The sequence below is a fragment of the Mesorhizobium sp. M0676 genome (assembly GCF_040320535.1).
GTDB lineage: Bacteria > Pseudomonadota > Alphaproteobacteria > Rhizobiales > Rhizobiaceae > Mesorhizobium.
In genome coordinates this window covers 81445-105750 of the sequence record NZ_JAMYPU010000022.1, presented here as the reverse complement: position 1 = coordinate 105750, position 24306 = coordinate 81445, and the positions used below count along the sequence as shown (strand labels likewise).

Below are 24306 nucleotides of genomic sequence, written 5' to 3'. Positions count from 1 at the left end.
GGAGCCGGTGGTGGCGGTGTGGTCAGCGCGGCGACGGACTCGCCCTCGCCGATGCCGCTTTGACCGGCCGCGGGACCGGGGTCGGTTTCACCGCCTTCGGGCGACAGGCGCTGGGTGAACTTCGTTCCCTCGCCGGCAGCGGCCGGTGCCGGTGCATCGGCCGCGGGCTTGGCCGGCGCCGGCTTTACCAGCGGTTCGGTCGAGACCGTCTTGGTGTCGCCGCCGAGGCCCAGCATCGAGCCAAAGGCATCCTTGTTCAGCCAGATGCCATAGCCGCCGCCGGCGACCACCAGAAGCGCGACGGCAGCCGCGATCAACCCGCCATAGCTGCGCCTGCGCTCGGCTGGGCGCAGGCGCTGGAACGTGTCCGCGACCGGCTGCTCGTCATTGGCGAACACATCGGCGCTGTCGTCGTCGGCGTCCAGCTCCACGGCTTGCTTGTCGATGGTTTCTGCACGCGCCGCAGGCGACGGCGGTGTCGGCGCGGGCCTCTGCCAGCTCGGCTCTGTCCTGGCGGTCGGCGCCGGCTGCACGGGTTTCGCCGGCTGCCAGGCCGGCGCAGGCGTGGCGGAAGGCTTTACATGACTGGACTGGTTCTTGTTGCGGTCTATGGAGGAGAAGATGTGCTCCAGCTCCGCCAGCGGATCGGATGCCGGCACCGCCCTGGCATAGTCGCGCTCGACGCTCGAGATGGCATCTTCCAGGGATCGCTTCTGCGTGCTTATGGCTTCGGCGGCCAGCGGCGGCGAATACTCCGCAAGCTTCTTCGCCAGCATGGTACGAACGCTTTCATAGATCCGCGTACGCTTTTCCGGCGTTTCGTCGCCGTGCTTGTCGAGCGCCTTTTTCAGAATAGCAACGAAATCTGCCATGCTTCAGTCGACCTGTATTTTGTTTCCGCGCCGGCCCCCGCAAATCGGCCGCGATGCCCGGAAAGGCTTCAGAAAACTAATCTTGAAACGGATCGGTCACAAGTATCGTGTCGTCCCGTTCCGGGCTGGTGGAAAGGAGCGCGACGGGTGCCCCGATCAGCTCCTCGATGTAACGGACATATTTGACGGCCTGCGCGGGAAGGTCGTTCCAGCTGCGCGCGCCGGCTGTGGTGCCTTTCCAGCCTTCGAGCGTCTCGTAGACCGGCTCGACACGCGCCTGCGCGCCCTGGCTGGCCGGCAGATAGTCGATCGTTTCGCCGTCGAGACGGTAGCCGGTGCAGACCTTGATCTCATCCAGCCCGTCGAGCACGTCGAGTTTGGTCAGGGCGATGCCCTTGATACCGTTGACGGCGACGGCCTGGCGCACCAGCACGGCGTCGAACCAGCCGCAACGGCGTTTGCGCCCGGTGACGACGCCGAATTCGTGGCCACGCGTACCGAGAAATTCGCCGATCTCGTTCTTCTGCTCGGTCGGGAACGGGCCTTCGCCGACACGCGTCGTATAGGCCTTGGTGATGCCCAGGACATAGCCGATGGCGCCGGGGCCCACCCCCGAGCCGGCGGCTGCCTGGCCGGCAACGGTGTTGGACGAGGTGACGAACGGATAGGTGCCGTGGTCGATGTCGAGCAGCGTGCCTTGCGCGCCCTCGAACAGGATGCGTTCGCCGGCGCGGCGCTTGTCGTCGAGGATTTTCCAGACGCGGTCCATATAGGGCAGGATCTCATCGGCGACCGAGGTCAGCTCGGTCATGATCGCCTCATGCGTGACTTCGCCATGGCCAAGCCCGCGACGCAGCGCATTGTGATGCGTCAGCAGCCTGTCGACCTTGAGAGGCAGCGTTTCCAAATCCGCCAGATCCATCACCCGAACCGCGCGCCGGCCCACCTTGTCTTCATAGGCTGGGCCGATGCCACGACGCGTCGTGCCAATTTTCGTCCCGGAATTGGAGGCGGCGTCCTCGCGGAATCCGTCCAGCTCCCGGTGCAGCGACAGGATAAGCGCCGTGTTTTCGGCTATTTTCAGGCGGTCCGGCGTGACCTCGACGCCTTGCGCCTTGAGTTTTGCCACTTCCGCGACGAAGGCGTGCGGGTCGAAGACGACGCCATTGCCGATGATCGACAGCTTGCCTTGCCGCACCACGCCCGACGGCAGCAGCGACAGTTTGTAGACCTTGCCGTCGACGACCAGCGTATGGCCGGCATTGTGGCCGCCCTGGAAGCGCACGACCACGTCGGCGCGCTCCGACAACCAGTCGACGATCTTGCCCTTGCCTTCGTCGCCCCATTGCGAGCCGACGACCACCACATTGGCCATGTTTCTTTTCCCTTGAGATGCCGCCCTGGCGGCCTGGATATGGTTCGAAACGACAGGCCTCTATAGCGTCAAGACCTCGCAAGCGCGACCTTTCTTTGCCGCCGAAAATGCCCTGAGGCACAACAATTTTCGGCTTTGACATCATTTACTTGCGTCGGCGGGGGCAATAGGCCGGCAAACACAACTTCCCAGGCGGCCGGAATCCCGCAATGCATCGACGCGCCTACCTGTTCCTGCTGCTGACCACCTTGTTGTGGGGCGGCAATTCCGTCGCCGGCAAGCTGGCGGCCGATCACGTCTCGCCGATGACGCTGGTCTTCCTGCGCTGGGTGCTGGCCGTCGCGATCCTGCTGCCGATCGGCTGGCGCACGATCAGGGAGGACTGGCCGGTGGTGCGCAAACACTGGTTCGTCCTGGCTGCACTTGGCGCCAGCGGCTTCACTCTGTTCAACACCATTTTCTACACCGCGCTCAACTACACGACGGCGATCAATGTCTCGATCGAACAGGCGGCGATGCCGGTCTTGATCATCATTGCCAATTTCTTCTTCTTCCGCCTGCGCGTGAGCTGGGCTCAGATTGCGGGCGTGGTGCTGACCATCTTCGGCGTCATCTTGACTGCCTGCCACGGCGATCCGCGCCGGCTGCTCACATTGGAACTCAATTTCGGCGACGCCATCATGCTGGTCGCGGTCGTCCTCTACAGCGGTTATTCGGTCGGGCTGCGGCTGAAGCCGGTGATGCGCTGGCAGAGCCTGATGTTGTCCCTGGCGATCGCTGCCCTCATCACCTCGCTGCCGTTCTTCCTGTGGGAGGTCGCCGCCGGCAAGGTTATCGTCCCCGATATAAGCGGCTGGGTGGTCATCGTCTATACCGCGATCGGCGCTTCGGTCATTTCGCAGATCACTTACATCCGGGGCAACGAACTGATCGGCGCCAACCGTGCCGGGCTGTTCATCAATCTGGTGCCGATCTTCGGCACGTTGCTGTCAGTGCTGATCGTCGGCGAGACATTCCAGCTCTACCAGGCGCTGGCGCTCGTCCTGGTGCTGGGCGGCATTTCGCTCGCCGAATACAGCGGGCGCAAGATGGCGGCACCGAACCGCCGCGGATAACATTTGGCTGCTGCCGCGCTGCGCCGCCGTCGCGATAACTGCTGCCGCGCGCCGACCTGGAACATTTTACCTCTGGCGGAGTTTGCTTGCGTGGGAGGCAACAAGATGAGCCATAACCCTCGCAGCACGGCAAGCATTGCCGGTCACCCCATTCATCCAATGCTGATTCCGTTTCCGATCGCCTTCTTTGTCGGCACCTTCGTTTGCGATCTGATTTTCTGGCAAACAGCCGATCCTGGGTGGGTCACCGGATCGCTTTGGCTTCTCGGCGCCGGCCTGATCATGGGCGCCTTGGCCGCTCTTACCGGCCTCACGGATGTTCTCGGCGATGTTCAGATCCGCAATCTCACGACGGCATGGCTCCATGCCGGCGGCAACGTGCTCGTCGTGCTGATCGAGCTTTATAACTGGTACTCTCGTTATGTCGGTGGAGCGGCGGCTGTGATCCCGACCGGCTTTATCTTTTCGCTGATCGTGGTTCTGATCCTGCTGTTTACAGGGTGGAAGGGCTGGGAACTGGTCTATCGGCATCGCGTGGGCGTCTCCGACGGCTCAGACGAATTGACCTGAACCGGCCTCTGCGACGGCCGCCCAATGATGGGGGGAGGACCGCCGCATCCGCCACGCCGTCAACTACATTGCGTTGACGTCGAACTGCAGCCGCTTGGCCGAGTCGATGGACTTGTGCGCCTTGACCTGTTCCAGCACTTTCTCCGGGAACGGCGCGTCGAGATAGAGCAGCGCGATGGCGTCGCCGCCCGGCCGGTTGCGTCCGAGCTGGAAGTTGGCGATGTTGACGCCGTTCTCACCGCACACCGTGCCGAGCAGGCCGATAATGCCGGGCGCATCGGCATTGGTTGTGTAGAGCATGTGCTGGCCGACCTCGGCGTCGAGATTGATGCCCTTGATCTGGATGAAGCGCGGCTTGCCGTCGGAGAAGCAGGTGCCGGCGATCGAGCGCGTCATGTGCTCGGTCTTCACCGTCAGCTTGATGTAGCCGTCGAACACGCCCGACTTGTCGCGCTTCACCTCGGCGACGATGATGCCGCGCTCCTTCACCATGATCGGCGCCGACACCATATTGACGTCGGCGACCTGCGGCCGGATCAGTCCGGCAAGCGCGGCACTGATCAGGGCACGCGTGTTCATCGTCGCGGTCGAGCCGTCGAACAGGATCTCGACCTCGTTGATCGGGTCCTCGGTGACTTGGCCGACAAAGGCGCCGAGCACTTCGGCGAGCTTGACGAACGGCTTCAGCCGCGGTGCTTCCTCGGCCGTGATCGAGGGCATGTTGATGGCATTCGAAACCGCGCCCTTGATCAGATAGTCGGCCATCTGCTCGGCCACCTGGAGCGCGACATTTTCCTGCGCTTCCGCTGTCGAGGCGCCGAGATGCGGCGTTGCCACCACATTCTCCATGCCGAACAGCGCGTTGTTCTCCGCCGGTTCGACCTCGAACACATCGACGCCGGCGCCCGCCACCTTGCCGCTCTTCAGCGCCGCGACCAGGTCGGCTTCGACGATGAGCCCGCCACGCGCGCAATTGATGATGCGCACGCCGTTCTTCATTTTGGCGATCGCCGCCGCGTCGATGATGTTGCGCGTCTTGTCGGTCAGCGGCGTGTGCAGCGTGATGAAATCGGCGCGGGCGAAAAGCTCGTCCAGCTCGACCTTGTCGACGCCGAGTTCCTCGGCGCGCTTGTCCGACAGGAACGGATCGAAGGCAACGACATGCATCTTCAGGCCGACGCCGCGCGTGGCAACGATCGAGCCGATATTGCCGCAGCCGATGACACCCAGCGTCTTGCCGGTGATCTCGACGCCCATGAAGCGGTTCTTTTCCCATTTGCCGGCATGGGTCGAGGCATTGGCCTCCGGGATCTGCCGGGCGAGTGCAAAGATCATGGCCACCGCATGTTCGGCCGTGGTGATCGAATTGCCGAAGGGCGTGTTCATCACGATGATGCCCTTGCGGCTCGCCGCGGGGATGTCGACATTGTCGACACCGATGCCGGCGCGGCCGACGACCTTGAGTCTTGTCGCTGCGTTGATCAGTTTTTCCGTGACCTTGGTCGCCGAGCGGATGGCAAGACCATCATACTGGTCGATGACTTCGAGCAGCTTTTCCTTGTCCTTGCCGAGATCGGGCAAATAGTCGACCTCGATGCCGCGGTCCTTGAATATCTGGACGGCGGTGGTGGAGAGTTTGTCAGAGACGAGAACGCGGGGCGCCATGGCGGCCTCCTTGAACTGGATTGTCGGGAAAGGGCGGCCCGCAGGCCACCACGAAATCTCAGGCTGCGGCCTTCAGCGAAGCCTTCTGCGTGGCGAAGGCCCAGTCGAGCCAAGGCAGCAGCGCCTCGAGATCGGATGTCTCGACGGTGGCACCGCACCAGATGCGCAGGCCGGAAGGTGCATCGCGATAGGATCCGATGTCGTACGCGACGCCTTCCTTGTCGAGCACAGAGACGATCGCCTTGGCGAAAGCCGCCTGCCCGTCGGCGTCGAGCGCCGCGACATCGGCGTCGGTGAAGGACAGACATACGGACGTGTTGGACCGTGTCGCCGCATCGACCGCGAGATGGCCGAGCCAGGACGATTTGTCGACAAAGCCATCGAGCACGGCGGCATTGGCATCGGCTCTGGCAATCAACGCATCGAGACCGCCGATCGACTTCGCCCAATGAAGCGCATCGAGATAGTCCTCGACGCACAGCATCGACGGCGTGTTGATGGTCTCGCCCTTGAAGACGCCTTCGATCAGCTTGCCGCCCGAGGTCAGGCGGAAGATTTTCGGCAGCGGCCACGCCGGCTTGTAGGTTTCCAGTCGCTCGACGGCGCGAGGCGACAGGATCAGCATGCCGTGTGCGCCCTCGCCGCCCAGCACTTTCTGCCAGGAGAAGGTGACGACATCGAGCTTCTGGAAATCGAGCCTCTGCGCGAATGCGGCCGAGGTCGCGTCGCAGATGGTCAGGCCTTTGCGGTCGGCTGGAATGAAATCGCCATTCGGCACGCGCACGCCTGAGGTCGTGCCGTTCCAGGTGAAGACCGCATCGCGGTCGAAATCGATCTTGGTGAGATCCGGCAGCTCGCCATAGCCTGTCTCGATCTTTCTGATATCGACTAGCTTCAGCTGCTTGACCACATCGGTCACCCAGCCGGAGCCAAAGCTTTCCCATGCCACCATGTCGACACCGCGTTCACCGAGCAGCGACCACAGCGCCATCTCGACAGCACCCGTGTCCGACGCCGGCACGATGCCGATGCGGTAATCGGCCGGAACCTGGAGAATCTCGCGCGTCAGCTCGATCGCCTGTTCGAGCTTGGTCTTGCCGATCTTGGCGCGGTGGGAACGGCCGAGCGCAGCATTCTTCAGTGCCTCGACCGACCAGCCGGGGCGTTTTGCGCAGGGACCTGAGGAGAAATTGGGGTTTGCCGGACGGAGTCCGGGCTTCGTATGCGTCGTCATCGTGGTCTATCCTTCCAGATAGTGGCCCCTCGTTGGGGAGGGGTGGCCCACGGACGGCGATATGCGTTCAGCCCTCAGGCGTCAAGAGGAAAGTTTTTGTCGCTGGCGGGATACCGGCGATACGGGATCAGCATGTCGTGGGCTAAAACGCAAACAGCGGATCGAAGAGATCCGCCGTTGGGCTTCCGAACAGCAAGCTTCCTACCAGAGGTCGTAGCGCAGGCCGAGCTTGACCTGATGATTGCTGATGCCCTTGCGGATCGGATAGGAGGTCAGGCTCTCGGCCGTGACATATTCGGCATCCGGCGCGGAGAAGTACTGGTAGCCGAGATCTACAGAAACATTCTTGGTCACCTGATAGGCCAGGCCCGCATCCAGCGTGTAGGCGAGGGAATACTGGGTCTTGTTGTCGTTCCGGACGAAATCATCCGTAGGGTCGACATTGTCGGTGAAGTAACTCGCCGACAGCTTGTATTTGCTCCGGACCAGCCCAATGCCGGCGCCGAGGTAGGGCGTGATCCCGACATAAGTGCCGAGATCGACATAGCCATTGACCATGCCCGACAGGGAATAATTTTGCAGCGATGCCGACGCGATGGTCGCACCACCCGGCGGCGGCGTCGCCGAATCGTCAAAGCCGACGCCGATCTTGTTGCCGGGCAGATAGCCAAGATTGACGTCGCCGCGCAGATAGTCGTTGAAGTGGTAGCCGAAGCCGATGCTGGCAAAGGCCGGATCCTGCTTCTCGCTGAAGCTCGCGGGGGCGAAGGTGAAATCCTGATCCTCGTAGCTCTTCTGCGCCAGATAAGAGACGTCGCCGCGCAGATACCAGCCCGAGCCGACCTCGACCGGTTGATAGTCCGGCGCCTGATCGACATAGATCGGCGGATCGTAGTCCGCGGCCTGCGCCGGCGTCAGCGGCACAAGGACGAGTGCGGCGAGCGCCGGCGCTGTCAGCGATTTGAAATTCATGGGTCCCCGGCTCCTGAAATTGGCGCCCGTCATTTTGATCGCAAGCGCCGTTTCAGTAGGCATTGTTAACCATAGTGGTTAAGTGCGGGTTAAGGATAACGCGGCGTACCGAATTGATTTCAATTGGGTTTCTTCGGCACACGCGGCCGGTTGAAAACGCGCAAGCATCGGCAAACGAAAACCGCCCGGCAAGACCGGGCGGTTCGCGAATTCCTGGATTTCGAAGCGACTACTTGGTGTAGATCGGCTCCGGCTCTGGAACGTAGGGCTCCGGCGATGTGCAACCATTATTGCCGCCGAACTGATAGCGCAGACCGCCTCGTACCTCATGTGTGTTGATGCCATGGTCGAAGCCGGGCCCGGAACTGCTCACGTCGAAGTCGAACATGCGGCCCCCCTCAATGTGAGAGTAGCGATAGCCGGCATCCAGGATCACCCTGTCGGTAAGGCAATAGGACGCGCCGGCCATGAGCGCGTAGGCAAAGCGCCAATTCTTCGACCCGGGGTTGGTCTCGGTTGTGTTCGGGTCGTGGACGGTATCCCATTTGACGTGCCCGCCGCCGATGCCAGCGCCAACATAAGGCGTGATGCCGTGCCAGGTACCGATATCGTAATAGGCGTTGGCCAAGAGCAGCAATGCGCTCATTTTCGACACTTCGACCGATGTCGTAACGCCATCGGTGGTTGATCCGTTGAAGTCCGAAGCGAACCAATAGTCGGCTGTCAGGTCGGTACGGAAATGATCGTTGATCTTGTAGCCAATGCCGGCGCCGAGTGAGAAGCCGCCCTTAAGCTCGCCGGAATCGAAAACATTGCTGCCGGGAGGCGGCCCGTAGGTGATATAGTCGATGCCGCGCAAATCCGATTTATGATAGTCGATGTCGCCGCGGATGTACCAGCCGCCGAAATCGGCCGGCTGCTCGTAGGCGATCGGCGCCGGCGCCTCTTCGACCACCGGCGGCTCCGCCAGATCGGCGGCGAATACTGGCCCGGCCACACCTGCGAACAGCGCGGCAAGGAGGGCCTTTTTTGCTGTATTGAACATGTTTGTCACCCCTGAGAACCGTCGGGAAAGTCCAACTTGCCCGAATGTGATTGACCTCAGTTGTGGATAATGAATTGGAAAAGTTAAAAGGCGTTTAACCCTGTCGATTAACCACGAATTCTCGACATTTTAGCAAACGGCCTCCGCCGGCATGACGCTGGGACCAACCCTGGCCGAAACAAAAAGCCCGCCTGCAGGCGGGCTTGAAGTCTTGAGCCGGCAGTTCGCCCCTGCCGTTGCAGGCAGCGCAATCAGGCGGCGCTGCGCGTTTCCGAAATGATGTCGACGATGCCGTTGACCACGGCCTCGACCAGCTGTGGGTCGTCGCCCTCGGCCATGACGCGGATCAGCGGCTCGGTGCCGGAGGGCCGTATGACCAGGCGGCCGGCCTTGCCAAGACGGTTGCGCGCATCTTCGATCGCCGCCTTGACCGTGGCTTCCTCAAGCGGCTTGCCGCCGGCGATGCGGACATTCTTCAACAGCTGCGGCACCGGCTCGAATTTCTTCGACAATTCGCTGACCGGCCGGTTCTGCCGCTTGATGCAGGCCAGCACCTGCAGCGCCGAGACCAGCCCGTCGCCAGTGGTCGAGAAATCGGACAGCACAATGTGGCCCGACTGCTCGCCGCCGACATTCAACCCATGGGCGCGCATATGCTCAACGACATAGCGGTCGCCGACCTTGGTGCGATGCAGCTGCAACTTCATGTCGCCAAGGAAGCGTTCGAGGCCGAGATTGGACATCACCGTCGAGACGACGCCGCCGCCGGCCAGTCGCCCGCTCTGGTGCCAGGACTCGGCGATCAGCGCCATGATCTGGTCACCGTCGACGATGGCGCCGTTCTCGTCGACGATGACGACACGGTCGGCATCGCCGTCGAGTGCGATGCCGATATCGGCGCGCACTTCATGCACCTTCTTCTGCAGGCCGGCCGGATGGGTCGAGCCGCATTCCTTGTTGATGTTGAAACCGTTCGGATCGACATTGATGGCAATGACCTCGGCGCCCAGTTCCCAAAGTGCGGCGGGCGCCACCTTGTAGGCTGCGCCATTGGCGCAATCGACGACGATCCTGAGACCCGACAGCGACATCGAGCGCGGCAGCGTGCGCTTGGCGAATTCGATGTAGCGGTCATGCACGCCGTCGACGCGCTTGGCGCGGCCAAGTCCGTCGGAATCGGCGAGCGCCAGTTCGATATCCTTGTCGAGCATGCTCTCGATGCGCTCCTCGATCTCGTCGGAGAGCTTGTACCCGTCGGGACCGAACAGCTTGATGCCGTTGTCGTAATAGGGATTGTGCGAGGCCGAGATCATGACGCCGATATCGGCACGCAGCGAGCGTACCAGCATGGCGACCGCCGGTGTCGGGATCGGGCCGAGCAGGAACACATCCATGCCGGCCGCGCACAGGCCGGACACCATGGCGTTTTCGATCATGTAGCCGGACAGCCTGGTGTCCTTGCCGAGCACGACGCGGTGGCGATGGCTGCCGCGCTGGAACGAGAGGCCGGCGGCCATGCCGACCCGCATCGCGATCTCAGCCGTCATCGGAAACTTGTTGGCGCGCCCGCGAATGCCGTCGGTGCCAAAATAACGTCCTGCCATGCTTGCCAGAATCCCCGTCGGTTTTCAGCCGGCTCGTAATGCCACAATTGGTCCGAGCCCGACTATCACATTGTGTGATTGTATATTACCAATTCTTAGAAAATCATTGTAGCAGGCTGTTCGGAGTGTTGGCAGCGTATCATGACACGGTGTTGCCGCAATATAGCATTCACACTGGGCCACACTGCGCAGATTGGGCCGGTAAGCCGGACTGTTGGAGGGGCAGATCGCAAGGGTCCATCACCTTATCGGGAGAACGCCGTTTAGCATCTGGCGCAGCCTAGCGTTGAGAGCTATTGATTGACACAGATACAACCTATGGACGCAGCAACGGGAGAACGCCATGCTCATCCACCGACTTGCAACTTTGACGGGTCTTGCCGTCGCAACCTTGTTCATGGCGGCGCCCGCCAGCGCGCTGACCATGGCCCAGTGTAGTACCAAGTATAATGCCGCCAAGGACGCCGGCACGCTGAACGGGCAGACCTGGAATCAGTATCGGAAGGCCGAGTGCGGCACCGACGCGGCGGCCACCACCGAGACCGCAAAGCCGGCGTCCAAGAAGGCCGCTGCGGCCAAGACGGACACGACCAAGGCCGCCGCCGCTGCTGATGACGGCGCCAAGGGTCTGACGGCCAAGGAATGCAGCGCTAAATACCAGACTGCCAAGGCCGCCGGTACGCTCAATGGCGCAAAGTGGAACGACTTCCGCAAGACCGAATGCGCCGCCGGCGCATCCGCCGCGGCAGAACCCGCCAAGGCCACGACCAAGGCCGCAGCCACAACCGACGATGGCGCCAAGGGCCTGACGGCCAAGGAATGCAGCACCAAGTACCAGGCGGCAAAGGCCGCCGGCACACTGAACGGCGTGAAGTGGAACGACTTCCGCAAGACCGAATGCGCCGCCGGGGCCTCGGCCGCGGCAGCACCCGCCAAGGCAACCACCAAGGCAGCTGCCGACAGCAGCGGCAAGGGCCTGAGCATGGCCGATTGCAGCGCCAAGTACCAGGCTGCCAAGTCTGCCAACACGCTGGGCGGCAAGAAGTGGAACGACTTCCGCAAGGCCGAATGCGGCGCCGGCGCAGATGACGACGACACCGTGCCGGCTCCGAGCGAGGCGACCTATACCAGCGAGCCCGAGAAGCCCTCGGTCAGCGCTCCCAAAGGTGTCAAGTTCCCGGCCGCGATCTCGAAGAAATACGCCGGCGAGACGCCGGCCAAGGGCCGCATGCATACCTGCCTCGAGGTGTATTATGCCAACAAGGACGCCAACACGCTCAATGGCCTGCGCTGGATCCAGAAGGGCGGCGGCTTCTACAGCCTCTGCAATGCCAAGCTGAAGAGCTGATCGCGTAGCCATGTTCTCCCGACAAGGGCCCGCGCATCGCAGCATGCGCGGGCCTTTTTATTGCGCTCGAACACACCCGGCGTTGATCGCGTCTACATATCGCGGAAGCTGTCGGCATCATCTATTCGCCCGCACTGCCCACCCCAGACATATCGGTGGTTCGCAAAGATTCCAATTGAACATATGCAGAACAAATGGTATACAAAAGAACATCGAACTTTTGTCAACCAGGAGGGTCTTATGTCCAGATTGAAATTGGCGGCATTGGCTGTGACGGCATGGATTGCGTGGAGCGTCGCCCCTGCAAGCGCACTGTCGATGAAGGAATGCGGCGAGGCCTATCGCACAGCCAAGGAAGGCGGCACTCTGAACGGCATGGATTGGACCGCTTTCCGCACAGAGAAGTGTGCGACGTCAGCTGCGGAGAGTGCCAATGCGGATGCGGTCAAAACCGAGCCGCAGCCGCAGAAGGAAACCAGCGCGGCGGTCGCCCCCGCTGTAGCGCCGACGGGCGTGACATTCCCGACCACCCTCGCCGCTGAATTCAAGACCGAGAAGCCCTCAAAGGCGCGGATGAAGACCTGCCTGCAGGGCTACCACGGCAACAAGGACGCGGGTACGTTGAACGGCCTTCGCTGGATCCAGAAGGGCGGCGGCTATTACAGCCTCTGCAACGCCAAGCTGAAGAGCTGATCGACCAGCAGCGTTTGAAGATCGAAGGCCCCCAACCGCAGGGTTGGCGGGCCTTCTCTTGGGTCTTGCCCCGTCAAGCGCCTTGTTTCGAGAGCAGTGCGACCAGGCTTGTAAGATCGGCAATGGCCTGGCCGGCAGCCACCCCGCGCTTCATCAGGCTTTGCATCGGCAAGACGAGTTCGGTGCTGACATCAGCCGACCTGCTGGCATCGATGACATTGACGTAGGCATCAGCCTGCATGCCCAGGTTGGAAACGACATTGCTGGTGTGATCGCCACTGTCGATCTGTTCCGCCCACTTCGGCAGTAGGCCTTGCATCGACTGAAGCCAGGAGGCCAGCAGCGGCATGAACTCGCCGGCAGGGATTCCTGCTGCGCCCGTCAATGCCAACGCTTGCAGAACGCCCGCGAACATGCCGTACATGCCGGTCAGAAGCGAAATATCATAGAGCGGCGCGAGGCCTGGATCCTCACCGAGATATTTGCTGGTGCCGAGCGCTCCGAGCTGCCCCGAACAGGCATCGAACGCCTGGCGCGAACCGCTGTAGAGAATCAGGGCGTGCGGCCCGCCGATCATCGGCGGCACCGCCATGATGCCGCCGTCGATATAGCTGGCGCCCTGGCCCACCGCCCAGCCCGACATTGCCCGCGCCTGCTCGGGCGTGCCGTTGGTGAGATTGACCAATGTGCGGCCCGACAGCGCGGCTCGGCTTGGGCCGAGCACCTCACGAACGGTGTCATAGACAAGCAGGCACGCCACGATCAGTGGACTCGATCTGACCGCTTCCTCGACACTCTTGGCCACAATGGCGCCCTTGGCTGCCAAAGCCTCAGCCTTTGCCGGAGAACGGTTCCACACCGTTACCGCATGTCCCTGGTTCAGAAAGGCTTCGGCAAGCGCAGTGCCCATGGCGCCGAGACCGATTACTGTTATGTCGCTCATTCTGCTTCTCCTTGGTTTGGTTGCGCGGTTACGCCGGTGTCGGGCTCAGGTCCTGGCCAAGGCCACCGTCCACGGTCAGCCGCGCGCCCGTGGTGAAGGTCGCGTCGAACGCCAGGAACAGCACTGCGCGCGCCACCTCCTCCATCGTGCCGTGGCGCTTCATCGGCGTGACCGCGTCGCCGATCGCCATGAAGGCGGCCCGCTCCTCGGCCGAGGCGTCGGCCACACCCATCGTCGGCGTATCGATGAAACCAGGGCTGACCACATTCACGCGGATGCGGCGCGGCAGAAGCTCGGCGGCCAGGACCTTGGCGAAGGCGCGCAGTGCCGCCTTCGATCCGGAATAGACGCTCATGCCGCCAGTGCCGGATTCGTCGGCGATCGACGAGGTGAAGACTATGGCGCCACCATCCCTGATGAGGGGCAGCAGGCGCTGCGCGGTGAAGAAAGCGCCTTTGGTGTTGATGTCGAAGGTGCGATCGTAACTGTCCTCGGTGACCCGCTCCACGGGTTCGAGATTGGCCACCCCGGCATTGACGTGAAGGAAGTCGATTTGGCCAAGCTTCTGCCCCACTTCGGCACCGAGCGTGACGATATCGGCCATGTCTGAGATATCGGACCGCACGACATGAGCTCGCGAAAGCAGCTTGGCTCGCGCGGCCTCGATGTTGCGCTGGTCGCGGCCGGTGACCAGGACCTCGGCGCCGCTTTCGATCAGGGCTTCGGCAACGGCGAGCCCCATGCCGTGCGTCCCGCCGATGACAACGGCCTTCTTGTTTGCGTATCGTGTCATGATCCATCCGTTTTTGACAAAATCCGGCCGCCGACGGCCTTTGCAGGTCGAAGCGAGGTACCGATATGATGTTGTGGTGTTCGCCGATGCCGGCGAGCTGGTTTGAAGCTATGGACCGGCTTGGTTTTTCTCAAGTACCGACAAAAATGTAAGCTACCCACCGATTGCTCAGAATTGGATGAAACATGGGAAAGAAACAGCCAGATAGTTGCGGATTGGGGCCGGCGCTGGAGGTCATCAGCGGCAAATGGAAGGCGCTACTGCTCTGGCAGATTCACAAGGCGCCGGCACGATTCGGTGAGCTGAAGCGGCTGGTGCCTGACATCAGCGAAAAGATGCTGATCCAACAGCTGCGCGAAATGGAGGCCGACGGCATCGTCCATCGCGAAATCTTTCCCGAGGTGCCGCCGAGGGTCGAATACTCGATTACCGAATTCGGCATCGAGCTGGACAATGCCCTGATCCCGCTGGCCAGATGGGGCAAGCAACATGCTGGCCGGACTGACGGTGTGCGCCCCGGCAAAGCAAATGCATCCGTCCCGCATGCTCTTTGAGAGACCCTGAATAGCAAAACGCCGCGGATTGAGCTGCGGCGTTTTCTTGCATCAAGTGATGTCAGCTCAGCTCGACGGCTGAGGCTCCATGCCGCCTTCGGGCTCGGGACCCTTCTTGCGGCGGCCGGACTTCGGCACAGCCGAGCCGCGGCTTGTGGGGGTGTCATCCCCCAAATCTCGCGCGGGCTTCTGCCCGGCGATCAGCTGCTTGATCTCTTCGCCCGAAAGCGTCTCGTATTCGAGCAGGCCCTGCGCCAGAGCGATCCATTCCTTCTTCTTCTTGGTCAGAATGGACTTCGCCGTGACATAGGCCTCGTCGATCAGCCGGCGCACTTCGGCGTCGATGATCTGCGCGGTCTCTTCCGAGACGTTCTGCGTGCGCGCCACCGAATGGCCGAGGAAAACCTCTTCCTGGTTGTCGCCATAGGCGACATGGCCGAGCTTGTCGGAGAAGCCCCAGCGCGTGACCATGGCGCGCGCCAGCTTTGTCGCCTGCTCTATGTCCGAGGACGCGCCGGAGGTGATGTTCTCCTTGCCGAACTTGAACTCCTCTGCGACGCGGCCGCCCATCATGATGGCAAGCCGCGAGATCATGTATTTGTAGCTCATCGAATAGCGGTCGCCTTCCGGCAGTTGCATGACCATGCCGAGCGCGCGACCGCGCGGGATGATGGTCGCCTTGTGCAGCGGATCGGCCGACGGCACGTTGAGCGCCAGGATGGCGTGGCCGGCCTCGTGATAGGCCGTGAGTTCCTTTTCGGCCTGGGTCATGGCCGACGAGCGGCGCTCGGCGCCCATCATGATCTTGTCCTTGGCGTCCTCGAACTCCGCCATGGTGACAAGGCGCTTGTTGCGGCGCGCCGCCATCAGAGCGGATTCATTGACAAGGTTCATCAGGTCGGCGCCCGAGAAGCCCGGCGTGCCGCGTGCGATCACCTTGAGGTCGACATTCGGTGCCAGCGGCACGTTGCGCACATGCACCTTGAGGATCTTCTCGCGGCCGACGATGTCGGGGTTCGGCACCACCACCTGGCGGTCGAAGCGACCCGGACGCAGCAGCGCCGGATCGAGCACGTCGGGCCGGTTGGTGGCGGCGATAAGGATGATGCTCTCGTTGGACTCGAATCCGTCCATCTCGACCAGCAGCTGGTTCAGCGTCTGTTCGCGCTCATCATTGCCGCCGCCCAGGCCGGCGCCGCGATGGCGGCCCACAGCGTCGATTTCGTCGATGAAGATGATGCAGGGAGCATTCTTCTTGGCCTGGTCGAACATGTCGCGGACACGGCTTGCGCCGACGCCGACGAACATCTCGACGAAGTCGGAACCCGAAATGGTGAAGAACGGCACATTCGCTTCGCCGGCGACGGAGCGGGCGAGCAGCGTCTTGCCGGTGCCGGGAGGTCCGACCAGAAGCACGCCGCGCGGGATCTTGCCGCCGAGGCGCTGGAACTTCTGCGGATCGCGCAGGAACTCGACGATCTCCTCCAGATCTTCCTTGGCCTCGTCGACGCCGGCGACATCCTGGAAGGTGACGCGGCCATGCGCCTCAGTGAGAAGCTTGGCCTTCGACTTGCCGAAACCCATGGCGCGGCCGGAGCCGGACTGCATCTGGCGCATGAAGAATATCCACACGCCAAGGATCAGGATCATCGGCAGCCACGAGAGGAGCATGCTGATCAACCCGCCCGAGCCGTCGTTCTCAGCGCGCGCATTGATGGTGACGTTCTTGTCCTGCAGCCGCGAGACCAGCTGCGGATCGCCAGGCGAATACGTCTGGAAGCCGTTGGCGTTGTCGCTATAGGTGCCCGTGATGCGGGGTCCAGTGATGACCACCGTCTTGACCCGGCCCGCCGCGACCTCCTGCAGGAACTGCGAGTAGGGGACGTCGGTGGAGGCCCCACGCGTCTGTGGCGTCTGGAACAGATTGAAGAGAGCAATGAGCAGGACCGCTATGATCGCCCAGAGCGCGAGATTGCGATAATTCGGATTCATCAATTGTCCCGTTGGTGCCCGCTGGGACACGCGTCATGAGAGGAAACTTGCGCCTAACATAGGGAGAGCGCCCCCCCTTGCCAAGCATAACAGCACGTCTGGGTTAAGCTTTCGCGCCATGATCAACCGGCACTGTGGCGGCCAAAGGGCAAGCCGGAACAGGCGGTGCGCCGATCAACTCGGCGACGGCCTGCGCCAACACCAGATCGAAGCACGGCAGGAAACGGGCAAAGGGCGCAACGACCGGGCTGACGGCGATTGCCGGCGCCGCCGCTACATCCCCTGCAAAACCACGGCATTCGCCGCCGCGCCACAGCGCCGGTTCCGCAGCCAGGGCGGCGCGCACAAGGCTTGGCGGCGCGCCATCCCCGGCAATCGGCGTTTTGGCGGCGGCAGCGGCGCCAAGCGGCGCGATCAACCATGCACCCGGACTGTCGTCCAATGTGATCGCCCCGGCTTCGATGTGTGGCGTGATCCGCCGGCGACCGTCCCAAAGCAGAGTGCCAGCTACCGGCGCGGAACGCGGCAGGTCGCGCGATTCACGGCGCAGGAAGATGCCGTTTCGCCTGATATCGACGACCGCCCGCGACAATGTGGCGCAAAGCCGACCGGCCCGCATTTGCTCGAACAGCGCTTCGCTGCGCGCCTGGTCCGGCAACAAGGCGGTGCCGCCCGTCACCGCCAGCAGAACACGCAGCGCATAGACCGCGGCTTGCGTGTCATCCGCTTCCGCCAAACCGAGATCGAGACGGATGAGACCCCTCGCCGGCCGGCTGGCAAATTCACCAATCAGGGCGGCAGCACGGCGACCGAGTTCCTCGCGATCGCCGGCAGCCCGCCCAGCCAGGCCGATTGCCTCGGCAAAACGCTGCCCGCTCCGGTCTTCGCCGAGCACGGCCCGGATGCGCGGGCGTTCGAAATTCGTGTCGATGTTGGTCGGATCCTCCGCCCAGCCGACATGTTCGCGCTGCAGGAAAGCGCGCAACGCCGCGCGCCGTACGCCGAGCAGCGGCCGCGCGATCCAGATCCGCCAGTCATAGAGGGTGGCCGGCGCCATGCCGGCGAGACCTCGGCCTGCAAGCTCTCGCCCGTCATTCCGCGCGGCTCGCATAAGGACGGTCTCGGCCTGGTCGTCGGCGGTGTGGCCGGTCACGATCACACCAATGCCTTGCGCCTGCGCTGCCTCGGCCAGCAACCGGTAGCGCGCCTCGCGCGCCGCCGCGGGCAGGCCGGTCGACGGCTTGGCGCCGGACCAGTTGAGCGTCCGGTGCGCAATGCCGCGCTCCGCACAGAGCTTTGCCATGCTGCGCGCTTCGACTGCTGCTTCCGGACGCAGGCCGTGGTCGATCGTCACCGCCAGCAGCCGGGCTGTCGGGGCGCTACGGTCGAGGTGAGCCTTGAGGAGAAGAAGGAAGGCGGTCGAGTCGCTGCCGCCGGATACGGCCGCAAGCGCGCCGTTGGTAAAGTCGATCTGCGAAAAATTCGAAAGGTCAGGCTCGGTATCGAGCATCAGTGCATGTCGCGCAAAAGTGGTCCCGGTTCTGGGACAACACGGCAAAGACTAGCACGCCGCCAGCGCCCTCTCCTGCTTGACGCGTTCCTTGAGCGCGGCCGAAATATCGGGATAGCGCTTGCCGATCTCGCCGAAGGTGGCGCAGGCGACATCCTTCTGCTTGAGGCCGACCAGCGACACGCCAAGCTTCAGGAGCATGTCAGGCGCCTTCTTGGCCTTCGGATAGTCCTTGCTGGCGGAGAGGAAAACCTCGGCAGCGTCATGATACTTCTGCTGGCCAAGCAGCGATTCGCCAAGCCAGTAATGCGCGTCCGCCGCCTTGGCGTCCTTCGGGAACCGGGCGATGTGGTCGCGAAAACCCTGCTCGGCGGTGCTGTAGTCGCCCGACAGGATGAACTGGTAGGAGTTGCGGTAGATCTCTTCCGGGTTGTTGGTGGCAGGCAGCGCCGCCACCACCGTGCCGTCCGACTTGCCGGTCTTAGCCCCGGCAGCCGGCGCCTCGGCGGCGGGAGCCGCACCTTCCGCCGGCGCCGCTGCCTGCGTGTTGCCGCCGGCGTCGATTACATTGCCGTTCTTGTCGACGGTAATGGTGCCGAACGTCTTGGGCGGCGTGCCGTTGATCACCTTGCCGGGATCGCCGGTCTGCGATTCGACGATGACCTCGCCGACGCTCTGGCCGCCATCCGGCTGCGCGCCGGCATCGGCCGGCGCCTGGTCTGCCGGGGCCTCGGCGACGCCGGTGCCCGCGCCACCGTCCTGCGGCGCGGCCTCCGATTTCTTCTGGGCCGGCGGCTGCCCGCTGGAGCCGCCTTCCAACTGCTGGAAGCGGAACTCGTTGTCTTCCTGCTGCTTGCGCATCTGCTCCTGCATCTGCAGGATCTGGAAGTTGAGTTCCTCGAGCTTGCCGTTCATCTGCCGGAGCTGATCTTCCAGCCCCGCGGCGGCGGTGCCGTCCTGCTGCTGCGCGATCTGTTGCTGCTCCGGCTTCTCCTTCTTGCCGAAAATGCCGAGCGTCGGCAGATGGAAGGAAAAGCCGCTATCCGCGGGTTGTCCGGTGCCGCTCGCAGAAGCCGCGAAGCCTGATACGAGCAGCAGCGCAAGCGTGCCGCTCAAGACCGATCTGAAATGCATGTGCCTCTCGCCGTGAAAATCGTGAGCCTGTTCGCGCCTTCCGATCAAAGTGGGACCGGCACGACGCCCTCGGCTCTTAGCAGGAGGCGAGACTTCGGCCAAATTTTGTTTCCGGGTTTGTTTCCGGGGCCGAAAGTGGAAAAGGCGGCCACAAGGCCGCCTTTCGCATGGAGGTGTTGCAATTATGCGACTAAGGCGCCGCCGTCTTGCCTATCAGGAGCCGGCGCCGGAGAGCGTGGTGACCGCGCGGCGATTCTGCGACCAGCAGGAGATGTCGTCGCAGACCGCGACCGGACGTTCCTTGCCGTAGGAAATCGTCTTCAATCGGCTCGCCGAGACGCCCCTGGCGACCAGGAAGTCGCGAGTGGCGGCGGCGCGGCGGGCGCCGAGAGCCAGATTGTATTCACGTGTGCCACGTTCGTCGGCATGGCCTTCGACGACAATGGCGTACTGCTTGTACTGGTTGAGCCACTGCGCCTGGCGAGACAGCGTCGTCTGCGCATCCGCGCGGATTGCGGTCGAGTCCGTGTCGAAGAAGATGCGGTCGCCAATGTTGACGGTGAAGTCCTGCGCCGAGCCCGGCGTTGCGGCACCCGCGCCATTGAGGCCGAGATCGGCAGCGTTGTTCGGGGTTTTCTTCGAGGCGCAACCGGTGATGGCGAGCATCGCGATCAGGGCGATCATCGCCGGGTTTCTGGTAAGTGCTGCAATACGGCCCATGCCGCCTCTCCTTCGTATTCGAGTGATCGTATTTCGAGTGATTTCGTTGATCACCCAGTAACCACGTTTGGGTTAACCGGCATTCAAGAAATACGGTTAATGTTTGGTTTCGATCGTCCGTCCACGACCTTCAAATCCACGGTCACAGTTGGCGCGGACCCTAGGCGGAAATGCGGCCGAAACGCGACTAATGAATGGAAAAGGGGCCAAACGGGCCCCTTTTTAGCAGGTGTGGCAATTCGGCCGAACCTACTCCAGCAGCGGCGACCAGGCGGGATCCGACGCGAAATTCGCGGTCGGGATCGACTGTTCGTTGCGGCCGGTGAGATCGACGGAAACCAGTTTTGGGCCGCCGGCGGAGTCGCGGAAGAACATCAGCACGCGGCCGTTGGGCGCCCAGGTCGGTCCCTCCTGCTGGAAGCCCGAGGAGAGGATGCGCTCGCCCGAACCGTCGGTCTTCATGACGCCGATCTGGAATTCGCCGCCGGTCTGCTTGGTGAAGGCGACGAGGTCGCCGCGCGGCGACCACACCGGCGTCGAATAGACGCCGTCGCCGAACGAAATGCGGGTCTGGCCCGAGCCGTCGGCGCCCATCACATAAATCTGCGCACGGCCGCCACGATCGGAAGTGAATACCACCTTGCTGCCGTCGGGCGAATAAGAGGGCGAGGTGTCGATGGCGGTCGAGTTGGTCAGCCGGGTGGTCGAGCGGCTTCGCAGATCCATGGCGAAGATGTTGGAATTGCCGTCATCGCGCAGCAGGCTCATGATCACCTTCTGGCCGTCGGGCGAGAAGCGCGGCGCAAAGGTCATGCCGGGAAAGTTGCCGACCAGTTCGCGCTGTCCGGTCTCGATCTGCAGCAGATAGACCCGCGGCTGGCCGCTTTCGTACGACATGTAAGTGATTTCCTGCCGGTTCGGCGAGAAACGCGGTGTCAGCACGATCGAGCGGCCGTCCGAGAGATAGCGCACATTGGCGCCGTCCTGGTCCATGATGGCGAGCCGCTTCTTGCGCGCATTCTTGGCGCCGGATTCGTCGATGAAGACGACGCGGGTGTCGAAATAGCCCTTCTCGCCGGTGAGCCTCTCGTAGATCGCATCGGCGATGATGTGGGCGACGCGGCGCTGATTGGCATCATTGGCGAAGAACTGTTCGCCCGACATCTGTTGGCCGGCAAAAGTATCCCACAGTCTGTATTGGGCGCGGATGCGGCCGTCCGCCTCCTTTGCGACACTGCCGGTAACCAGCGCCTGCGCATTGATCACCTTCCAGTCGTCGAAGCGCGGCTGCGCATCCGGATTGGCGATCTTCTCGATGAAGGCGTTCTTGTCTATCGGTGCGAACAGGCCTGAGCGTTTCAGGTCGGCGCTGACGATATCGGAAATCTGGGCGCCAAGCTCACCTTGAAAATCGGTGATTGCGATCGGCAACGGTTCGACATTGCCCTTGTTGACGTTGATCTCGACGAGTGCTCGCGCCGGCAAGGTGGCAACGGCAGTCATGCCCAGCGCCATGGCTGCAATCGTCAGGAGCGGCTTGAGGATGGATTTCATGTCTTCTCGCTTCTCGTAACTGATTTTGTGGATACCAGGCCTAGAGCCCCAGCATCTCCCTGGGGTCGAAAGTGACTCGAACCTGGGCCCAGATATCATGCTTGCCGGCAGGAACTTGCAGGCCAGCCATGTTTGCCTTCTGGACGGCACGTACCGCACTCTCGTCGAATTGGCGGTTTCCGCTCGATTTTTCGACGGTCGGACGGCCTTCGAGCTTGCCGGAGGCATCGAGATTGAACACGATCACGGCGACGAAGTTTTCCGAGCCCTCAACCCCCACCGGAAGGGTCCAGCTATTGCCCAGCTGATCCGACAAAGTGCCCATTTCGGCCTGCGACAGTTTCTGGCCCTGGGTCTTGTCGGCGCCGAGCGACGCCTGCTGCGTCGAGCGCTTGGCGCCGCCGCCAGAAGGCTTCTGCTTGTCGAGCAGAGCAGTGATCTCACCTTCATTGAACTGCTTTTCCTCGGACTTCGGCTTCGACGAGGCTTCCTTGACCGGCTTGTCGGCGTCCTTGCGGTCCGGAGCCTTCGCGCTTTCAGCCTGCGCCGGTTGCGGCTTCGGCCGTGCTTCCGGAGCAGGAGCGGAAGTCGGAAGCTGCGCTTCTTCCAGAGGCTGCTGATCCGATATGGCTTCGGCGACCGCGTCGGGCTTCACGCGTGGCTTCGGCTCTATGGCGGCGGTCGTGTCCGGCTGCGGTGTTGGTGCCGGCTCCTTCACCGGGGTCGGCTTCGGTTCAACCTGTTTCACCGGCTCGGGCTTGACCTCTTCCTTCGGCTGCGGCGTTGGTGCCACCTCCGTCGCCGGCGTCGGCTTCGGCACTTCCTTCGGTTTCGGCGCGTCCTCGGGTTTCGGCTTCTCGGTCGGCGTCGGAGCCGGAGCAGCCGTCGCTGTTTTCTCCACCGGCTTCGGCTTGGGCTCGTCCGTCACCGGCTTGTCGGTATCAACGCTGTTCTCGCCGATCTTCTGTGCATCTGGCACGATGTCGGGACGCTTGGTCGGCATCGGCGCCGGCTTTTCATGCATCACCGCCTTCTTGTCGCCCTGCAGCGTCTGCGCAATGGCTTCCATGGGAACGATGTCGACCGCTATCGACTCGACATCCGTGGACGGCAGCGCGGCCGGCGCCGACAGGGTGAACAGGCCGAAAGCCAGTGCCACCGTATGCAGTATCACCGATGTGGTGAGGCCGGTCTTCATCGTGCGTCTACTGATCCTGTTGCTGCAGTGAAATCAGGCCGATATTCTTGTAGCCGGCGGCCTGGATGAGGGCCATGACCTCCATCGCGGCGCCATAGTTGGTCGCCTTGTCGCCTCGGATGAAGATGCGCTCTTCGTAGCCGGTCTTGGAAATCGCCTGCAGCTTGGCGACCAGCTCTTCCCTTGGGATTTCGGTCTCCTGCAGGAAAATCTTGCCGGCCGCGTCGATCGAAACGGTGATCGGCTGGGTGTCGGCGTTCATAGCCTTGGCCTTAGTCTCCGGCAGGTCGACCGGCACGCCGACCGTCAACATAGGTGCGGCGACCATGAAGATGATCAAGAGCACCAGCATCACATCGACCATCGGCGTGACGTTGATTTCCGACATCAATGCATGGTGGCGGCCGCGCCGCCTGTGTCCGCGCCCGCCGCGTCCTGCCATGCCAACCGACATACCCATCTTCTTACCTCAGCCCTTAGGCGCTACTTTTTCATCGATTTGGCGCGAGAGTATGGCGGAGAACTCATCCGAGAACCCTTCCATCCGCACCGCGATCTTGTTCGCGTCGGATGACAGCTTGTTGTAGGCGATAACCGCCGGAATGGCGGCGAGCAGACCGATGGCCGTCGCCAGCAGCGCTTCGGCAATGCCGGGTGCGACAACCGCGAGACTGGTGTTCTTCGAACCGGCAATCGCCTGGAACGAGGTCATTATGCCGATGACGGTGCCGAACAGGCCGATGAAGGGTGCGGCCGAACCAGTGGTGGCGAGAAAGCCGAGACGGCCCTCCAGCTTCTCCATCTCGCGCGTCAACGCCAGGTCCATCGCCTTGTCGATGCGGGTCTGCAGGCCGAGCGGCGATTTGGCCCCCTTCTCGAAGCTCTTCTTCCATTCACGCATGGCCGCAACGAAGATCGCACCCATGCCCGTGGTCTTGCGGTCGGCAAGCGTGCGATAGAGCTCTTCCAGCGACTGCCCCGACCAGAACACCTGTTCGAAGCGATTGAGCGACAGACGCATGCGGGCATAGCTGACCAGCTTGTCGACGATGATCGCCCAGGTCCAGACCGAGGCGCAGAGCAGACCGATCATGACCAGCTTGACCACCCAGCTGGCCTGTGTGAACAGCGCCCAAATCGACAATTGCGCTGCCGGATCGGCGAGTGCGGTAGTTTCCATGCTTCAGTCCTTAAGATTTTCCGGGCATCGCTGGCGGCTGGCCCATGGGCATCCCTTGTGGTCCGTTCGCGCTTGGCTTCCGGATTAACCCCAAATGCACCGTTGGCGGCCTTTTCAGGGCAAATATTGGTGAAAGGAAGGCGCGCGGATTCTTCCAATCTTCACCGATCTCTTCATGAACCGTTATGGTTAAGGATGGGTTAGGAAATATGGCGCGGCGCATTGCCGCGCCAAG

At 62.6% G+C, this 24306-nt stretch carries 20 protein-coding genes and 2 pseudogenes; 5 read left to right on the top strand and 17 right to left on the bottom strand.

What is annotated here, in order from left to right; genetic code table 11:
* Together NKI35_RS22765 and NKI35_RS22760 are read right to left on the bottom strand one after the other, a co-directional pair.
* A pseudogene (locus tag NKI35_RS22765) lies at positions 1-872 on the bottom strand (hypothetical protein); the annotation flags it as partial.
* Positions 873-948: 76 nt separating this feature from the next.
* The gene (locus NKI35_RS22760; RefSeq protein ID WP_023684197.1) at positions 949-2247 is read right to left on the bottom strand and encodes an adenylosuccinate synthase; all 1299 of its coding nucleotides are present in this window, start codon (positions 2245-2247) and stop codon (positions 949-951) included.
* A gap of 209 nt (positions 2248-2456) precedes the next feature.
* Here NKI35_RS22760 and NKI35_RS22755 point away from each other — a divergent pair, with 209 nt between their 5' ends.
* Together NKI35_RS22755 and NKI35_RS22750 are read left to right on the top strand one after the other, a co-directional pair.
* A complete protein-coding gene (locus NKI35_RS22755) occupies positions 2457-3362 on the top strand; it encodes a DMT family transporter (RefSeq protein ID WP_352741545.1) in 906 nt (301 codons plus the stop codon).
* A gap of 105 nt (positions 3363-3467) precedes the next feature.
* A complete protein-coding gene (locus NKI35_RS22750) occupies positions 3468-3932 on the top strand; it encodes a DUF2231 domain-containing protein (protein ID WP_352741549.1) in 465 nt (154 codons plus the stop codon).
* A gap of 63 nt (positions 3933-3995) precedes the next feature.
* Here NKI35_RS22750 and serA read toward each other — a convergent pair whose 3' ends face one another.
* The 5 genes from serA to glmM all read right to left on the bottom strand — a co-directional run bounded on the left by serA (position 3996) and on the right by glmM (position 10452).
* On the bottom strand, positions 3996-5597 hold the full coding sequence (gene serA, locus NKI35_RS22745; RefSeq protein ID WP_023688974.1) for a phosphoglycerate dehydrogenase: 1602 nt from the start codon (positions 5595-5597) through the stop codon (positions 3996-3998).
* Between the two features lie 58 nt (positions 5598-5655).
* On the bottom strand, positions 5656-6831 hold the full coding sequence (locus NKI35_RS22740) for a phosphoserine transaminase (RefSeq protein ID WP_023742248.1): 1176 nt from the start codon (positions 6829-6831) through the stop codon (positions 5656-5658).
* Between the two features lie 201 nt (positions 6832-7032).
* Positions 7033-7803 carry an outer membrane protein gene (locus NKI35_RS22735; protein WP_023684192.1) on the bottom strand — a complete coding sequence of 257 codons (771 nt, stop codon included), beginning with the start codon at positions 7801-7803 and terminating at the stop codon, positions 7033-7035.
* 229 nt (positions 7804-8032) lie between these two features.
* Positions 8033-8848, bottom strand: a complete 816-nt coding sequence (locus tag NKI35_RS22730) for an outer membrane protein (RefSeq protein ID WP_352741544.1) — start codon at positions 8846-8848, stop codon at positions 8033-8035.
* Positions 8849-9099: 251 nt separating this feature from the next.
* Positions 9100-10452 carry a phosphoglucosamine mutase gene (glmM, locus tag NKI35_RS22725; protein WP_352741543.1) on the bottom strand — a complete coding sequence of 451 codons (1353 nt, stop codon included), beginning with the start codon at positions 10450-10452 and terminating at the stop codon, positions 9100-9102.
* Positions 10453-10795: 343 nt separating this feature from the next.
* Here glmM and NKI35_RS22720 point away from each other — a divergent pair, with 343 nt between their 5' ends.
* Both NKI35_RS22720 and NKI35_RS22715 read left to right on the top strand, forming a co-directional pair.
* Complete coding sequence (locus NKI35_RS22720; RefSeq protein WP_352741542.1) at positions 10796-11800, top strand: hypothetical protein; 1005 nt, start codon at positions 10796-10798, stop codon at positions 11798-11800.
* A 240-nt stretch (positions 11801-12040) separates the two neighbouring features.
* Positions 12041-12493, top strand: coding sequence for a hypothetical protein (locus NKI35_RS22715; protein ID WP_352741548.1), 453 nt, complete (start codon positions 12041-12043; stop codon positions 12491-12493).
* A 73-nt stretch (positions 12494-12566) separates the two neighbouring features.
* Here NKI35_RS22715 and NKI35_RS22710 read toward each other — a convergent pair.
* Together NKI35_RS22710 and NKI35_RS22705 are read right to left on the bottom strand one after the other, a co-directional pair.
* Positions 12567-13445: pseudogene (locus NKI35_RS22710) on the bottom strand (NAD(P)-dependent oxidoreductase); the annotation flags it as partial.
* Positions 13446-13464: 19 nt separating this feature from the next.
* Positions 13465-14229, bottom strand: a complete 765-nt coding sequence (locus NKI35_RS22705; RefSeq protein ID WP_023744988.1) for an SDR family oxidoreductase — start codon at positions 14227-14229, stop codon at positions 13465-13467.
* 215 nt (positions 14230-14444) lie between these two features.
* Here NKI35_RS22705 and NKI35_RS22700 point away from each other — a divergent pair, with 215 nt between their 5' ends.
* A complete protein-coding gene (locus NKI35_RS22700; protein ID WP_023673597.1) occupies positions 14445-14783 on the top strand; it encodes a winged helix-turn-helix transcriptional regulator in 339 nt (112 codons plus the stop codon).
* 66 nt (positions 14784-14849) lie between these two features.
* Here the strand turns inward: NKI35_RS22700 and ftsH are convergent, their stop codons facing one another.
* The 8 genes from ftsH to tolQ form a co-directional block, all read right to left on the bottom strand.
* Positions 14850-16775, bottom strand: coding sequence for an ATP-dependent zinc metalloprotease FtsH (gene ftsH / locus NKI35_RS22695; protein ID WP_023684183.1), 1926 nt, complete (start codon positions 16773-16775; stop codon positions 14850-14852).
* Positions 16776-16878: 103 nt separating this feature from the next.
* Positions 16879-18285 (bottom strand): tRNA lysidine(34) synthetase TilS, encoded by a 1407-nt coding sequence (gene tilS / locus NKI35_RS22690; protein ID WP_352741541.1) that lies wholly within the window; start codon positions 18283-18285, stop codon positions 16879-16881.
* Between the two features lie 51 nt (positions 18286-18336).
* Positions 18337-19419 (bottom strand): tol-pal system protein YbgF, encoded by a 1083-nt coding sequence (ybgF, locus tag NKI35_RS22685; RefSeq protein WP_023694601.1) that lies wholly within the window; start codon positions 19417-19419, stop codon positions 18337-18339.
* Positions 19420-19632: 213 nt separating this feature from the next.
* Complete coding sequence (gene pal / locus NKI35_RS22680) at positions 19633-20139, bottom strand: peptidoglycan-associated lipoprotein Pal (protein ID WP_023684182.1); 507 nt, start codon at positions 20137-20139, stop codon at positions 19633-19635.
* Positions 20140-20388: 249 nt separating this feature from the next.
* Positions 20389-21693, bottom strand: a complete 1305-nt coding sequence (tolB, locus tag NKI35_RS22675; RefSeq protein WP_023737860.1) for a Tol-Pal system beta propeller repeat protein TolB — start codon at positions 21691-21693, stop codon at positions 20389-20391.
* Positions 21694-21733: 40 nt separating this feature from the next.
* Positions 21734-22891, bottom strand: a complete 1158-nt coding sequence (gene tolA / locus NKI35_RS22670) for a cell envelope integrity protein TolA (RefSeq protein ID WP_023737861.1) — start codon at positions 22889-22891, stop codon at positions 21734-21736.
* A 7-nt stretch (positions 22892-22898) separates the two neighbouring features.
* Complete coding sequence (gene tolR, locus NKI35_RS22665) at positions 22899-23351, bottom strand: protein TolR (protein WP_023673843.1); 453 nt, start codon at positions 23349-23351, stop codon at positions 22899-22901.
* 9 nt (positions 23352-23360) lie between these two features.
* Entirely contained in the window at positions 23361-24071 is a 711-nt protein-coding gene (gene tolQ / locus NKI35_RS22660; RefSeq protein WP_023673844.1) for a protein TolQ, read from the bottom strand.
* Positions 24072-24306 lie beyond the last annotated feature (235 nt).

Bases quoted from the DNA above. Each gene is read 5' to 3' on its own strand.
- NKI35_RS22760 (WP_023684197.1), bottom strand. From the start codon at position 2,247: ATGGCCAATGTGGTGGTCGTCGGCTCGCAATGGGGCGACGAAGGCAAG.
- NKI35_RS22755 (WP_352741545.1), top strand. From the start codon at position 2,457: ATGCATCGACGCGCCTACCTGTTCCTGCTGCTGACCACCTTGTTGTGG.
- NKI35_RS22750 (WP_352741549.1), top strand. From the start codon at position 3,468: ATGAGCCATAACCCTCGCAGCACGGCAAGCATTGCCGGTCACCCCATT.
- serA (WP_023688974.1), bottom strand. From the start codon at position 5,597: ATGGCGCCCCGCGTTCTCGTCTCTGACAAACTCTCCACCACCGCCGTC.
- NKI35_RS22740 (WP_023742248.1), bottom strand. From the start codon at position 6,831: ATGACGACGCATACGAAGCCCGGACTCCGTCCGGCAAACCCCAATTTC.
- NKI35_RS22735 (WP_023684192.1), bottom strand. From the start codon at position 7,803: ATGAATTTCAAATCGCTGACAGCGCCGGCGCTCGCCGCACTCGTCCTT.
- NKI35_RS22730 (WP_352741544.1), bottom strand. From the start codon at position 8,848: ATGTTCAATACAGCAAAAAAGGCCCTCCTTGCCGCGCTGTTCGCAGGT.
- glmM (WP_352741543.1), bottom strand. From the start codon at position 10,452: ATGGCAGGACGTTATTTTGGCACCGACGGCATTCGCGGGCGCGCCAAC.
- NKI35_RS22720 (WP_352741542.1), top strand. From the start codon at position 10,796: ATGCTCATCCACCGACTTGCAACTTTGACGGGTCTTGCCGTCGCAACC.
- NKI35_RS22715 (WP_352741548.1), top strand. From the start codon at position 12,041: ATGTCCAGATTGAAATTGGCGGCATTGGCTGTGACGGCATGGATTGCG.
- NKI35_RS22705 (WP_023744988.1), bottom strand. From the start codon at position 14,229: ATGACACGATACGCAAACAAGAAGGCCGTTGTCATCGGCGGGACGCAC.
- ftsH (WP_023684183.1), bottom strand. From the start codon at position 16,775: ATGAATCCGAATTATCGCAATCTCGCGCTCTGGGCGATCATAGCGGTC.
- tilS (WP_352741541.1), bottom strand. From the start codon at position 18,285: ATGCTCGATACCGAGCCTGACCTTTCGAATTTTTCGCAGATCGACTTT.
- ybgF (WP_023694601.1), bottom strand. From the start codon at position 19,419: ATGCATTTCAGATCGGTCTTGAGCGGCACGCTTGCGCTGCTGCTCGTA.
- pal (WP_023684182.1), bottom strand. From the start codon at position 20,139: ATGGGCCGTATTGCAGCACTTACCAGAAACCCGGCGATGATCGCCCTG.
- tolB (WP_023737860.1), bottom strand. From the start codon at position 21,693: ATGAAATCCATCCTCAAGCCGCTCCTGACGATTGCAGCCATGGCGCTG.
- tolA (WP_023737861.1), bottom strand. From the start codon at position 22,891: ATGAAGACCGGCCTCACCACATCGGTGATACTGCATACGGTGGCACTG.
- tolR (WP_023673843.1), bottom strand. From the start codon at position 23,351: ATGGGTATGTCGGTTGGCATGGCAGGACGCGGCGGGCGCGGACACAGG.
- tolQ (WP_023673844.1), bottom strand. From the start codon at position 24,071: ATGGAAACTACCGCACTCGCCGATCCGGCAGCGCAATTGTCGATTTGG.